Raw genomic sequence first — 15637 nt, 5'->3', positions numbered from 1 at the left:
CTGTTGTTGATGTTAATGGTGAGGTTGTCTTTACTGTTAATGTTACTAATAATGGTCCGTCTAATGCTACTGGTGTTAGAATTACTGATGTTGTTCCTGTTGGATTTGAGTTTGTTGGGTCTAATGCTACTGGTTATGATAGTGCTACTGGTTTGTTAGTTGTTCCGTTGATTAAGGCTGGTGAGTCTTATGTATTTACTATTACTCTTAAGGCGATTGTTGATGGTAATTTAACTAATGTGGTTAATGTAACATCAAATGAGAATGTTACTGTTAAATCAGATAATGTTTCAGTTAATGTTACTCCTGTGGTTAATTTAACTGTTGTGAAAGTTGTTGAGGGTGATGATGATGCTACAATTGGTGATGTTATTACTTATACTATTATTGTAACCAATAATGGTCCGTCTAATGCTACCAACATTAAGGTTATAGATATTCCTGATAAAGGTTTAAAAATACTTGGTGATAAATATGAGACTGTCATTGGATTTTTGGAAAGCGGTAATTCTACTAACATTACTATTCAGGTCAGAACAACTGCTAAAGGTACTTATATGAATTATGTAAATGTTACCTGTGACCAGAATAATACTGTTAAATCTGCTAATGCTAGTGTGTATGTTTATGAAACAGATATGAAGATTAATAAGACTGCAAATGTCTCAGATGTTTACGTAGGTGATCTTGTTAACTTTACTATCTCTGTTAAAAATCATGGCAAGTCAAATGCTACTAATGTTCACATTATTGATGAATTAAACAGTGCATTTGAGTTTGTTGACGCTAGTGCAGGCTACACAAGAAACGGTCAAACCGTTACTTGGAATGTTCCTAAATTGGCTAATGAGACTTCATACTCTGTATGGATTGTAGTTCGCGTAATAACCAATGGTACATTTGATAACGTTGCTCATACTAACTGTAGTGAGGAAGACACTGTTAAAAATACTACTTCAACTGTTAATGTTGCTCCTGTGGTTAATTTGACTGTTGTTAAGTCTGCTGATGTGTCTGTTGTTGATGTTAATGGTGAGGTTGTCTTTACTGTTAATGTTACTAATAATGGTCCGTCTAATGCTACTGGTGTTAGAATTACTGATGTTGTTCCTGCTGGATTTGAATTTGTTGGGTCTAATGCTACTGGTTATGATAGTGCTACTGGTTTGTTAACTGTTCCGTTGATTGAGGCTGGTGAGTCTTATGTATTTGCTATTACTCTTAAGGCTGTGACTAATGGTACTTTGACTAATGTGGTTAATGTAACATCAAATGAAAATGCTACTGTTAAAGGTGGTAATGTGTCTGTTAAAGTGATTCCTGTGGTTAATTTAACTGTTGTGAAAATGGTGAATACTGATGATGCTTTAGTTGGTGATAATGTTACTTTCACAATTATTGTGACTAATAATGGTCCGTCTAGTGCTACTAATATCACAGTTCGTGATATTCTTGATACTGATGGATTTGAGTTAGTTAGTGGTAATTTAACTACTATTATTCCAGTTTTAGAAAGTGGAAAATCAGAAGTAATCACTATTGTGGTTAAAACTAATAAGACTGGTACATTCGTGAATAGTGTTGAGGTGACTTGTGATCAAAATGATACTGTTAAAACTTCAAATGTGAGTGTTAGTTCCTATGAAACAGATTTAAAAATTAATAAGATTGCTAATGCAACTGATGTTGCTGTAAATGGTCTTGTTAACTTTACAATTTCTGTTAAAAATCATGGAACTGCTAATGCTACTGGTGTTCATATTATTGATGAATTGGACAGTGCATTTGAGTTTGTTGATGCTAGTGCTGGTTATAAGTTGTCTGGTAATACTGTTACTTGGAATGTTTCCAGAATTGCTAGTGAAGACACATATTCTGTATGGATTGTTGTCCGTGTATTGACTAATGGTACATTTGATAATGTTGCACATACTAACTGTAGTGAGGAATCAACTATTAAAAACAGTACAGCAACTGTAAAAGTAACTCCTGTAGTTAACTTAACTGTTGTTAAAATCGCTGACGTGAAAATTAGCACAATAGGTGGTGAAATCACATTTACAATTACTGTAACCAATAACGGTCCTTCCAATGCTACAAATGTTGTAGTGGAAGATATCCTGCCAAGTGGTTTACAAATAATAAGTGGAGATTTAAATACTACTATTGCATTATTAGAAAGTGATGAATCCAAAGTCATTACAATTAAAGCAAAAGCTGTATCAACCGGTAATCTTACAAATGTCGTTTCAGTTTATTCAAATGAAAACGCAACTATAGTTGAATCAGATGTTACTGTCAGAGTATTTGATCCTAAATTATCCATTATTAAAACTTCAGGTAACGAGTATGTATATTCAGGTAACCAAACTACTTTCACAATTAAAGTGACTAATGATGGTGATATGGTGCTTACAGGTGTCTTTGTTGAAGATAAAATACCAACTGGTTTAATTTACGACCATTTCATCGGCACTAATTGGGCTTATGATGGAACCAAGTTCCATTATGATGGTTCTTTAGCTGTTGGTGAAACTGTTGAATTGACAATTGTCGTGAATACAACTGGAAGCGGTAAATTTACAAATGAAGCTACTGCAGGTTCCGATCAAACTTCAACTTCAGCTTCAAATGCTAGTGTTATTGTATACACTCCTGCATTGACTGTACGTGAAATATCAAATAATCCACGTGCTTTAGTTGGACAAGAAGTTAGTTTCACTGTTGTTGTTACAAATATTGGTGACTGCGAGTTGACTGGTGTTTACACTCTAAACAACTTCCCAGAAGGTTTAATATACAACGGTTATGATGGAGATATGTGGAATAAATTAACTAGTGGAATTTTAGGTGCTCCTAGTGGTGCGTGGACTCAAGATGGTAATAAGTTCAGTTATTCAGGTATTTTAAAACCTGGAGAATCTGCTAATTACACATTATACTTCACAACTACTGCTGTGGGCATATTTACTCCGGAAGTAATTGCTAATTCAGATTTAACCAGTGGTGCTTATTCAAATAACACTACTGTAGTTGTTGAACCTAAACTTGAATTGAAACAGGAGATTGACAAATCAACCGTTGATGTAGGAGAAAAGGTAACTATCAAAGTCACCGTAACAAATGTCGGCGGCTGTGATTTAGGCAATGTTTATGTAATCGAACATTTCCCTGAAGGATTGAAATACGACAGCTTCAAAGGTGAAGGATGGACCAAAGTGGGTAATAAATTTATCTACTCTGGTGTTTTAGGTGTTGGTGAAAGTGCAAGCTTTGAAATGGTCTTCTACGCTACTAAAGAAGGTTCTGTAATAAATTCTGTTGTTGCAGGATCAAACATGACTGATGAAATCGGTGATGATGTTGATGTAGAAGTGGTTAATAAAACTAAACCTCATCCAAGACCTCATCCTAAGCCTGAGCCTCGTCCAGAACCTCGTCCAGAGCCTACTCCGGAAAATGAAACAGTTAAACACAAACCTGTTAGCGAACCTGCAACTATGCACGCTACTGGTAATCCAATAATTTTATTGTTATTGGCAATTATGGCTATTATAAAATTAAGAAGACGTAAACACTAAAATTAAAACTTTAGGGAGTTTCTACTCCCTCTACTATTTTTTTTAAATATTTTTTTCAATACTTTTTAAAACCCTATTTTTGCAACATCTTTTTATATTATAAATATTATAAATAACTGTAATCTATACATTTTAACATTTTTGTGTTGTTAAATTGTTTTAAAGGAGGAAATAGTTTGAAAAAAATTAAACTTGTTGCATTGCTGTCAATTTTTTGCATATTTCTAGTGATGCCGATGGCATTTGCAGGCGATAATGAAACAGCTCTTGCAAGCGTTAATTCAATTCAAGACAATGTAGTCTCTATTTCCAATAAGGATGTTTCATATTTTGAAATTTATTTTGATTCAAGTGTAGAAAATGACACTGGTGACGGGTCACAGTTTAACCCATATAGGGATTTGAAAAGCGATCGTATTGTCGACAATTCCAAGGTTTATTTTGCAAACGGAAGTTATGAACTGAATAGTCAGATTTCTGCAAAGAATCTGATTATGATTGGAAGCAATCCTTCAAATACATCTATTGAGTATAATCGTGGAGATTATGGATTTTCATCTTCAAGCGCACTGACTATTCTTAATTTGACTTTAATAAACTGTAGAATAGAGAATACTGGAGATTTTACAGCCTCAAATACGATTTTTAAGGATGCATATCAGGGTGCTATACTCTCTTCATCTAAAACATCTAAGGTCACATTAAACAATTGTACCTTTTCTAATAATTATCAAAGTTCTACCTCTTCATATGGTGGTGCAATATCCCTTAGGGGAGGCAATTTAACAATAAATGACACATTATTTGCCAATAACTATGCTTCTGGTGGAGGAGCAATCTATGTCAACAATGGGCGTTTAAATATTTTTAATTCACTGTTTATGGGTAATTATGCCACAGACTTGACAGGTGGTTCCATAAGAATTGAAAATGATGCACATGTTCTGATTGAAAATACAAGAATATGGGACGGATATTCCAAAGAAGATGCTGCCGGTGCAATCTATCTTAAGAATTCTTATTTAAAAGCTGATTACTTGGAAGTAGCTAACTGCTCATCCACTTTTGGAGGAGCAATAGTTTCTCTTGACTCAAATTTAACATTGTCAAATTTTGTTGGAAAAAATAATCGTGCAAAATATGACGGCGGAGCAATTTATGCATTATTCAATTCATTTTCAATAGTTGACTCAATATTGACCAATAATTCTGCAAGAAATGGTGGGGCAATGTATGTTGATGATGTTGAAAATTTCATAATACGTTCCAATAATTTCATTGGCAATGCCGCATTGAACATGGCAGGTGCAGTCTACACTGTTGGAAGTGAATTCTATTATGATTCAATTTACGATGAAGCTTTAAACAATTCTTTCATTGGCAATGATGTTTTTGAATCAAAATCCCATAATTTATTTATAGGCAATGGAAATTACTCTTTACTTAATTATAATTCATCTTATGTAGGAAATCTTCCTTCCTATTATAACTTAAGGGATTTGGGTTATGTGACTCCAGTCAAAGCCCAGGGAAACGGTGGAAACTGCTGGGCTTTTGCGACATTAGGTTCTCTTGAATCATGCATTCTGAAAGCCAGCGGAAAATCCTATGACCTTTCTGAAGAAAACATGAAAAATCTAATGTCCAGCTATTCCAGCTATGGATGGCCTATGGAAACCAACATTGGAGGATATGATAAGATGGGTACTGGATACCTTGCAGGATGGTATGGACCTGTTAGTGAAAGTGATGATGTCTACAATCCCTATTCAGAATTGTCACCAATTCTAACTGGATTGTTCCATATTCAAAATATTGTTTATCTGACTAGAACCAATTATACAAACAATGATGAAATTAAAAAAGCATTGATGGAGTATGGTGCTGTTGCAACAAGTATCTACTGGTCAAGTTCTTATTTAACAGATAAAAATTATTACTATTCAGGTTCCAATAATGCAAATCATGCAATAACCATTGTAGGTTGGGATGACAATTATTCACGTGACAACTTCAAAAACAAGCCTGCCGGCAATGGGGCATGGATTATTAAAAATAGCTGGGGAACCAAAGGTGGAGATGGGGGTTTCTATTATGTTTCCTATTATGATACTAAATGTGCTCAGATTAACAAGCCTCTATCAACTTACACATTCGTTTTAAATGATACACTTAAGCTTGATAAGAATTATCAGTATGACATTCCAGGATGGACTGATTTCTTCATTAATTCATCAAGCAAAGTATGGTACAAGAATAGGTTTGTTGCAACCGATGATGAGTATCTTGCAGCCGTTTCAACATATTTCCAAAAGAATACTAATTGGGATTTGTCAGTTTATGTCAACGGCATTTTGAAATTAAAAAAGTCAGGTGTTGCAGGGGTAAGCTATAAAACCATTGACCTGGGCCAGCTGATTCCACTTAAAAAGGGAGATCTTTTTGAAGTGATGTTTAAGATAACAGTTGACAGTGAAGCTGCAGTGCCTATTTCAGAGGCAGTTTCCCTGAACAGCGAATTCTACACAGAGGATATTTCATTCATAAGTTACGACGGCAAGACATGGAAAGATTTATATGATTTGGAATGGACTTATCCTGACCATACCTATGCATCTCAGGTAGCATGCATTAAGGCATTCACAGTCTTTGATAAAATTAATTCCCATGTTGAATTGAGGCTTGTGGACGATTACAATCCTGCTATCATCGAAGCTCGCGTTTATGGTGAGTATGGAAATCAGGTTAATGCAGGAAAAGTAATTTTCAGCATTGAAAACAAAAGCATTCCAGTTGATATTGTAAACGGGGTGGCTACTTTACAGTATAAGTTTAAAAACCCTAATGATAATATGATTGCAGCTACTTTTTATGGAACAGGCTATAACAGCAATTCATCCAACATTACAGCCAATGTTGATGGAGTTTATTTGTATGCTGATGATTTTGTTCACTTCTACGGACATATTGTTTACTCTGCCAAATTGACAGATAGGTATGACAATCCGGTAAGCGGCAGATCAGTTCTATTCAAAATAAACAATGATGAATATATTGGAGTAACAGAAAAGAATGGTATTGCTTCTGTTAATTTGAATTTGAAAGTAGGCAACTATACTGTTGATGTATCTTTTGATGATATGACTCTAACAAGAAACGTTTCCATTTTATCTACCATATCCTTGCCTTCCGCAGTTAAATATACTTTAAATTCTAAATATATTGTTACTTTAAAGGACAGTAACGGAAAGTTATTGAAAAACAGTGCGGTTGAAATAACAATCGGTTCAAGTAAATATGCTGTATATACTGATTCCAATGGTGTTTTAAACTATAATATCAATCTTAAAAACGGAAATTATGATGTTAAAATTAATAATTTGGCTAGCGGTGAGATTAAATCCCAGAAGATTAAGGTGGTTTCTCGCCTCTCTGGAAATGTGAATATTGTAATGTATTATGGTGCCGGCAAATATTATCAGGTACGTGCATATGATGACAATGGAAATGTTGCAAAAGGTGTGGAAGTGGTATTCACTTTCAATGGCAAAACATATAAAGTTAAGACAAATTCAAGTGGCTATGCAAAACTAAAGATATCCGCAAAAGTGGGCACTTATAAGATAACAGCAACATATATGAATTTCAAGGTTTCAAATAAAATAACCATCAAAACTGTTTTAATCACTAAGGACAAAGCTGTCAAAAAGGGCAAGGTTCTCAAATTCAACGTAAAGCTGTTGAATTCTGCAGGTAAGATACTGAAAAATAAGAAAGTCACAATTAAATTCAAAGGCAAAACCTATAAAGTCAAGACAAATTCAAAAGGCATTGCCACATTAAAGATTAAGGTTAATTATAAGGTAGGCAAATATAATATTAAGACTAGCTACGGAACTGCTAGTGTAATGAATAAAATAACTGTTAAAAAATAATCTAGTGAAATTATGTTCAAGAAGATTAATTTGATGATAATTCTACTTGTTTTCATCATGTTAATTCCAGTTTGTTTTGCAAATGATTTGCAAAGCGATGCAGTTGCTGCAAACGATACTTCAGATGCTAACGTGCAGATTAACGAATATTATTTCGATTCGAATGCCACTGAAGAGGGTAATGGTACTTTAGACAGTCCATTTAAATATTTGACTGAGGCGAGGGTTAAGGAAAATTACGTTCTTCATTTTGCAAACGGAGAATATAGTTTCACTTCTTCAAAAATAAGGAATAATGTTTCATTCATAGGCAGTGACGTTAGCCAAACTCATATCGTATGCAAAGGGTCTGTTAATTGTGGATCAAATCTCATTTTCAAAAACATTACATTTTCCAATGCACAATTTTCCGTTGCAGATGTAATCAATGCATCAAATGTTGTTTTTAAAAATTCCGTTGCAAAATCTGTAGGTTCTTATGGAAATTCTTATGGTGGTGCAATATATTCTTCAAAAAGTTCAGATGCTATTTATCTGAATAATTGTACTTTTATTGATAATTTTGCCCAGTATGGTGGGGCTATTTATATGAATGGAGGTTTTTTAGACATTGAAAACACATTATTTATCAACAATTTGGCCTATAACTATGGTGGGGCAATAGCAGGAGAATCAAATTCCAGAATCAAAATTAGAAATTCCACATTTATCAAATCAAGATCTTCCAATGATGCAGGAGGTGCGATATATCTCAATTCTGCAAGCTTTGAAGCCAACATGTTAAATATTGCAAATTCAAGCGCAACCTTTGGAGGGGCATTGGCTTTGCTTAAAACCAATTCCAATTTGGAAAATATTTATTTGTTTAATAATTCAGCCAGATATGATGGCGGTGCAATTTATCAGGTTTTAGGAAATATGGCTGTTAACAATGCTAGTTTCAATAATAACAGTGCTGTCAATGGTGCTGGGTTATATGTCGGACGATGCGGTAATGTTTCTGTTGCAAACACAACCTTTGAAAATAATAATGCATCAGGCAGAGCAATCCTTTATTCAATTTTAAACAACGCTTTATTCCTGAGCGCAGTGGATTATAAAAACAACCATGCATTGAACAATAATGATTTTTATAACTCTTCAACTCTTGATTTATTTGTTTCAAATGGAAATTATACCTTATTTTTACATAATTCATCTTACACTGGGCAATTTCCTAGCCAATTCCTCTTAAACAATTTGAATGTTAAGGATCAGCAGGATGGGGGCAATTGCTGGGCATTTGCTACTCTTGCTTCACTTGAATCATGCATTTTAAATGCAAATGGGGGAAATTATGATTTCTCAGAAGAGAATATGAAAAATTTAATGGCATTGTATTCTGATTTCGGATGGGATATGAACACCAATGATGGAGGATATGTCGATATGGGTGTCGGATATCTTGCAAGCTGGCTGGGACCAGTTTTGGCCGTAAATGATTCATACGACGGTCAGTCAACTTTGTCACCTATTTTAAATTCAATTACTCATGTTCAAAACATCATATATTTAAAACGTAATAATTTCACAGACAATGATGCAGTCAAAAAAGCAATAATGGATTATGGGGGATTATATTCCCCGATTTACATGACTCCAAAATATGACTCTACCACCAAACAGTATGTTCAGTACTGCGGAAGTGGCCAGGCATCCAACCATGCAATATGTATTGTAGGTTGGGATGATGATTTTAAGGTTTCAGGCGCTCCGGACAAGGGTGCATGGATTTGTAAGAATAGCTGGTCCAATACCTGGGGAAATAAAGGATATTTCTATGTTTCCTATTATGACACTACCTGTTTGAGAGTAGGTGTATTCGATGCGGGATTCACATTTTTATTCAATGATACATTAAAATTCGATAAGAACTATCAGTATGACATTTCAGGAAAGACTGATTACTTTTACATTGCCACCAATACTGTCTGGTATAAAAACCGGTTCGTTTCAACAGGCGATGAGTATTTGGCAGCAGTGTCAACATATTTCTGCAGTGATACTGACTGGACACTTTCAATTTATGTTAATGATAATTTAGTTTCAACTCAAGAGGGCTTTTCCACTCCGGGATATCGCACAATTGAACTGAATGACCTTATAGCTATCCATGAGGGAGATGTCTTTGAAGCTGTCTTTAAAATGGTCGTTAACGGCGATGTGGGAGTTCCGATTTCTGAAGCGGTAAGTCTGGTCAGCAAAGTTTATTATGAAAATATTTCCTTTGTCAGTATTGATGGAAATAAGTGGTTTGACTTTTATGATCTCGTTGGAGACTATCCTGGCCATTATTACAATTCACAGGTGGCATGCATAAAGGCATTCACAATTTTAGATAAGGTCAACACAACATTGACCTTTAAAATAGCGGTTGATGAATTCGGTGAGTTAAATATCACTGCAAAAGTTTTGAATCAGTACGGCAGAATTGTCCATGGGGGCAAGGTGGTTTTCAACATAAATGGAATTAATCATATAGTTGATGTAGATGATGGTATAGCAAAACTTACAAAATCTCTTGATATCGGCTTAAATAATATTTCTCTTCAATATAATGGTGTAGGTTTTATCTCTTCATCAAATTCCATTAGTGTTCTTTTAAGTAAATGTATGGTGAATATGGATTGGAATATCTCTACTGTTTTGGACAGTGCCGAGATACAAATCAACTTCTCAAGGCCGATTAATGAAACAGTGGTCATTACAGTTTCCGGCAGTCAGCATGTCATAAAATCCAAAAACGGTACGGTCACTCTTAAAGTCGAAAATCTGAGTGTAGGATTGAATGATATTAAGGTAGAGCTTCAAAGTGATGTTTACGATGCATCAGATATCATTTCAAACTTCACAATCAATCAGCTGAAAACCAATATTGAACTGATTAACTCACAGGTGATATTCGGAAGCGGAAATTCATTCAGATTTAGACTGATGGACGAAAACTCACAAATGCTTGCAAACAAAACAATTCGTTACATATTAAACAACAAGACCTATCTAACAACAACAGATGAAAACGGGTTAATAGATATAGATTCCGATTTGGCGGTTGGCAACTATTCATTGATTGTGGAGTTCGACACAACAAAGATGTATCTGAATTCAACTGCAATTTGCAATGTCACAGTAATGTCAAGCATTGAACTTTCGGATATTGATGTTTTCACATATAATTCTACTTTTAAGGCTTATTTCCTTGATAAGTTAGGCAATAATTTGTCCGGTGTTGCGGATATTATTATTGATGGTGTCAGGCATGAGGTTTTGGTGTGTGATGGTGTTGGTTGTGTTGATGTCTTTTTGAATCCGGGCAGTTATCTGGTTGAGGTTTGTAATCTTGAAACAGGTGAGGTTAAAAATCAGACTGTCAGTGTTTTGGAAAGGATTTTGGAAAATGAGGATTTGACTGTGCATTATGGTTCTCCTATGGTTTATAAGGTTCGCGTATTGGGTGATAATGGTGAAAATGCATCCGATGTTTCCGTAGTCTTTTACATTGGTGGTGAAACTTACGTTAATTTGACTGATAGTGAAGGCTATGCTTACGTGGATCTTAATTTGCAGCCTGGCGTTTATGAGATTTCATCTGAATATATGGGATATTCTGTCAGGAATACTTTGACTGTCAAATCGACTGTCGAACTTTCGGATATTGATGTTTTCACATACAATTCTACTTTTAAGGCTTATTTCCTTGATAAGTTAGGCAATAATTTGTCCGGTGTTGCGGATATTGTCATCGGCGGCGTTAGGCATGAGGTTTTGGTGTGTGATGGTGTTGGTTGTGTTGATGTCTTTTTGAATCCGGGCAGCTATTTGGTTGAGGTTTGTAATCTTGAAACAGGTGAGGTTAAAAATCAGACTGTCAGTGTTTTGGAAAGGATTTGGAAAATGAGGATTTGACTGTTTATTACGGTTCTCCTGTGGTTTATAAGGTTCGTGTATTGGATGACCACGGCGATAATGCACTCAAAGTTCCTGTTGCTTTTAAGATTGGCGGTGAAACTTACGTTAGTTTGACTGATGATGAAAGTTATGTTTCTTTAGCTCTCAATTTGCCTCTTGGCGTTTATGAGATTTCATCTGAATATATGGGATATTCTGTCAGGAATACTTTGACTGTCAAATCGACTGTCGAACTTTCAGATATTGATGTTTTCACATACAATTCTACTTTTAGTGCTCGTTTCCTTGATAATTCTGGTAATAGTTTGTCTGGTGTTGCGGATATTGTCATTGATGGCGTCAAATATGAGGTTTTGGTGCATGATGGTGTTGGTTGTGTTGATGTCTTTTTGAATCCGGGCAGCTATCTGGTTGACGTCTCCAATCCTGTGACCGGTGAGGTTAAAAATCAGACTGTCAGTGTTTTGGAAAGGATTTTGGAAAATAAGGATTTAATTGTGTATTATGGTTCTCCTGTGGTTTATAAGGTTCGCGTATTGGGTGATAATGGTGAAAATGCAGCTAATGTTCCCGTAGTCTTTGACATTGGTGGTCAAACTTACGTTAGTTTGACTGATGATGAGGGTCATGCTTCAATTGCTCTCAATTTGCCACTTGGAGTTCATGAGATTGCATGTGGGTATAAAGGATATTCAGTTAGGAACAATCTGACTGTCAGGTCAAGTATTGAACTTTCAGACATTGATGTTTTCACATACGGATCTACTTTCAAGGCTCGTTTCCTTGACAAGTCTGGAAACAATCTGTCAGGCAAGGTTTTAATTCGTTTAGGTGGTAATTATTATGATGTATTGGTATCTGACGGTATTGGTCGTGCTGAGGTTCTTTTGAATCCGGGCAGCTATCTGGTTCAGGTCTCCAATCTTGAGACGGGTGAAGTTAAAAATCAGACAATCAAAGTTGCATCACGTTTAACAGCCTCAGGATTTACAATGTATTTCGGCGCAGACAAGTATTATAAGGTCAGGGCTTATGATGATCACGGCAATGTTGCAAGAAATGTAAAGGTAACAATCATATTCAACGGAAAAACATATTACAGAAACACAGATTCCAACGGATATGCTTCTTTAAAAATTTCTGCAAATCCAAAAACCTACACAGTTTCCGCCATGTATAAAGGATTTAAGGTATCAAATAAGATAACCATCAAACCAACTTTGATTACCAAGGATATGGCTGTCAAAAAAGGTAAAATTCTCAAATTCAATGTTAAGCTATTGAATTCAAACGGTAAAATACTGAAAAACAAGAAAATCACAGTCAAATTTAAGGGCAAGACATATAACGTTAAAACAAATGCAAAGGGCATTGCAGCATTCAAAATAAAAGTCAATTCAAAAATAGGAAAATTCACAATCACTACTTCTTACGGTAGCATGAAAAATACAAATAAGATAACAGTTAAAAAATAAGGAAAAACCTTATTTATTAACTTTGATTAAGTTTCGGGCCGCTTTTAAATCAGTATTATAGATATGGCCTGATGTTGAGTGGTAATGTACTCCACCAAAGTTTAGTTTTTCACCGATGGTTTCCTTGTTCACTTCTTCTTTCATTTTCAAACCTAGATATGCTATGAAAAACATGTTTGAGTAGAAAGCACCGAAAATATCGTTACTTCTGAAAATGCAGTGGATTGTCAATTCGTTGTCACGAACAAGGCACTGAAGGAATTGCAGGCATGGGATATCTTCCCTGTCCGCATCAAGTTGAGGGTCAATTGTAACTGCCACAGCCCTGTTTGATCCAGTTGCAGTCAAAATCCTTTCTTTCATTGTGTTGAACTGGTCAACGTCAAAATGGGCATAGATACGATTTGGATAGGTGTATACAAAACCCTGGTCATCGGGATTTTCCGCTGATTTTACATATTCGTATAGTGCATCGCTTTTGATTGGACAGCCTTCCATATCATATTTTCCTGCCTTGATGTCTGACAATAGCATCTCCGGTGTATAATGCTGATATTTGGCTCTGAATTTCAAGTCAAAAGGGTCGTCAATTATATAAAAATTACCCAAACTTTCGATTAAATGGTGATTTGAGTCTTTATAAGTTTCTTTTCCTTGTTTTAAGATTTTATCAACAAAATCAAGGTAACATTTATTGATAGTTAACATAATAAAATAGCTCCTTTAATTGGTTAAATTTTTATTGGACATTATATAAATAATTTCTATTTTCCGATTAAACTCTATAATTTCTGTGAGTTCATTACATTAGGGATTTTAAACAATCATTTTATAATGGCCACAGTGTTTAAATTAATAAAATGATTAAGTATTTTCAAAATTATAAAATAAGTATCATTTTAATCAAATGAATTTTCAAGCATTTGCCAGTTAAAAAGTTTAGGATATGATGTCTGAAATCATTTTAAAAAGCTGTTTGGTTTTGTCTGTTGCGGTATGCTCGGATATGTCTTCTGGAATTTCATATACAAAAGTTGGATATCCTGCCTGTGCTATTGGTTTTGAAACCAGAACGGCGGATGTGGACTTGTAGCTTTCATTTCCTGTAACGGGATAATAATTGAAGTCACTTTCATTGCCTATCCTTTGAGCTATTTTCACGGATGCATTGTCCATTTCGGGTGTTGCAACATAGAATCCTTCGCCGTAGTCTGCATTGTGGGAATGGCTGATGATGACTGCATCTGCATCGGAATTTGTCACGTCTGGATTTACGTAGTCATGAACGAGACTTTCGCCATTTGCCCTTCCTGTTTCATAATCGTCGGGACTGTCGGTTACGGTTACCTTGTAGTGGATAATTTTAATGTTGTTGTTTCCGAATTGCTTTGCTGCTTCAATTTCAGGTCCTATTGAAAGTTTTTCTCTTGGATGGATTCCTGTAATCAATGCAATGGTGGTATTGGCGCTTGAATTTCCGGAAATGCCTTTTTCAACAGTTCCAATAGCTGTATTTCCAATGGTTGTATATTCAATGTTGTTGTAATTGTATGTCGCCACAAAATATGCTGCGATTCCGACTATCAAAAGTAGTGCAATAATAATGATTATTTTAGTGTTCTTTTCCAAAGTTTTCACCTTTGGTTGATATTATGTTTGTTTGGCATAATATGTTTTTGGTGAAATATTGTGAATAGGGTCGGTGTCGCTGGCCCTATTCACTTCAAGGGAGTTAATTCACAAACGAATATAGTTGTTTTAGAGTTTCTACATGACATATTTTGTAAAGATCTGAGGATGAATCTTTACAGTTTAGTATTTGTTTTCATTGCATATATCTTTTTTCTTGTATTTGATGACAATATTTAGTTTATTTTATTTTTTATGATGTAAAATCAATTATATTTAAATATAATCTATTTTTAGAAGGTGTTTTTTTAATTAAAATCAAAATTGTTGGGCTATTTGAATATTGATTTGAGCATGCAAAATTATGAACGATGCTTAAAATTGCTTTTTTAAATGAGATAACTTTATATATTTTTGATTTGATAGATTTTAATATCTGACAGTATTTTAATTATAATTTCTAGAAATTTAAAATTTTTAAGGAGATTTTAAAATTGTATGGAACTGATATATATCATTTAAATGATAGAACTATGAAATATTTGTCAATGGCCCAAGCTAAACGTCAGCATCAATATTTGGGTTTGCCGGGTAACTTTAAGACAAGGTTGCCTCAGGAAGTGGTTTTTCCAAATATGGATATTGGGAGGGCAGATGAATATTATTTGACCGATAATGATTTGTTGATTAATCTTTTGTTTCTAAATTCATTTCCAAGAAACATATTTTGCAGGTTATCGAAACATTGATAAAATTGTTTAATAATGCTATAATCAATGATAAGGTTCTAAAAATGGATGTTGGAGTAATTCTTGGAGCAATGGTATTAAAACATGTAAACAATATCAAAAAACAAAATAAATTGTTGAGGGATCTTAAAATGGGACAATTCGAAAGTGAGCTTCATGAACTTGTATATGATGAGTTTGGTGATGTGCTAGATAAAAAAGATGAAGAAATAGAAGCTAAAGATAAGGAATTGGGTCAGAAGGTTAAGGAATTAGGTCAGAAAGATAAGGAGTTGGGTCAGAAGGTTAAGGAATTAGGTCAGAAAGATAAGGAGTTGGGT

8 protein-coding genes are annotated in these 15637 nt (G+C 34.6%); 6 read left to right on the top strand and 2 right to left on the bottom strand.

Features of this window, described 5'->3' with window-relative positions; genetic code table 11:
* The 4 genes from UIB65_RS08970 to UIB65_RS08955 all read left to right on the top strand — a co-directional run.
* On the top strand, positions 1 to 3581 hold a 3581-nt coding region (locus UIB65_RS08970; protein ID WP_330041048.1), incomplete at its 5' end, for a CARDB domain-containing protein.
* A gap of 176 nt (positions 3582 to 3757) precedes the next feature.
* Entirely contained in the window at positions 3758 to 7516 is a 3759-nt protein-coding gene (locus UIB65_RS08965) for a C1 family peptidase (RefSeq protein ID WP_330041047.1), read from the top strand.
* A 12-nt stretch (positions 7517 to 7528) separates the two neighbouring features.
* Entirely contained in the window at positions 7529 to 11461 is a 3933-nt protein-coding gene (locus UIB65_RS08960; RefSeq protein WP_330041046.1) for a C1 family peptidase, read from the top strand.
* Positions 11443 to 12939: a hypothetical protein gene (locus UIB65_RS08955; protein ID WP_330041045.1), complete on the top strand. Its 1497-nt coding sequence runs from the start codon at positions 11443 to 11445 to the stop codon at positions 12937 to 12939. Before UIB65_RS08960 ends, UIB65_RS08955 begins: the two co-directional genes overlap by 19 nt.
* A gap of 9 nt (positions 12940 to 12948) precedes the next feature.
* Here the strand turns inward: UIB65_RS08955 and UIB65_RS08950 are convergent, their stop codons facing one another.
* Both UIB65_RS08950 and UIB65_RS08945 read right to left on the bottom strand, forming a co-directional pair.
* Positions 12949 to 13647, bottom strand: coding sequence for a thymidylate synthase (locus UIB65_RS08950; RefSeq protein ID WP_330041044.1), 699 nt, complete (start codon positions 13645 to 13647; stop codon positions 12949 to 12951).
* A 231-nt stretch (positions 13648 to 13878) separates the two neighbouring features.
* The gene (locus tag UIB65_RS08945; protein WP_330041043.1) at positions 13879 to 14568 is read right to left on the bottom strand and encodes a hypothetical protein; all 690 of its coding nucleotides are present in this window, start codon (positions 14566 to 14568) and stop codon (positions 13879 to 13881) included.
* 533 nt (positions 14569 to 15101) lie between these two features.
* On the opposite strand from UIB65_RS08945, the gene UIB65_RS08940 reads away from it, so the two are divergent.
* Both UIB65_RS08940 and UIB65_RS08935 read left to right on the top strand, forming a co-directional pair.
* A complete protein-coding gene (locus UIB65_RS08940; protein WP_330041041.1) occupies positions 15102 to 15317 on the top strand; it encodes a hypothetical protein in 216 nt (71 codons plus the stop codon).
* A 5-nt stretch (positions 15318 to 15322) separates the two neighbouring features.
* Positions 15323 to 15637: hypothetical protein (locus tag UIB65_RS08935; protein ID WP_330041039.1), on the top strand; the 315-nt coding region annotated here is incomplete at its 3' end.

The organism is Methanobrevibacter sp., assembly GCF_036307625.1.
Lineage (GTDB): Archaea > Methanobacteriota > Methanobacteria > Methanobacteriales > Methanobacteriaceae > Methanocatella.
The sequence above is the reverse complement of the archived record's forward strand: the minus strand, read 5'-3'. Positions and strand labels throughout refer to the sequence as shown.

Bases quoted from the DNA above. Each gene is read 5' to 3' on its own strand.
- UIB65_RS08950 (WP_330041044.1), bottom strand. From the start codon at position 13,647: ATGTTAACTATCAATAAATGTTACCTTGATTTTGTTGATAAAATCTTA.
- UIB65_RS08940 (WP_330041041.1), top strand. From the start codon at position 15,102: ATGAAATATTTGTCAATGGCCCAAGCTAAACGTCAGCATCAATATTTG.
- UIB65_RS08960 (WP_330041046.1), top strand. From the start codon at position 7,529: ATGTTCAAGAAGATTAATTTGATGATAATTCTACTTGTTTTCATCATG.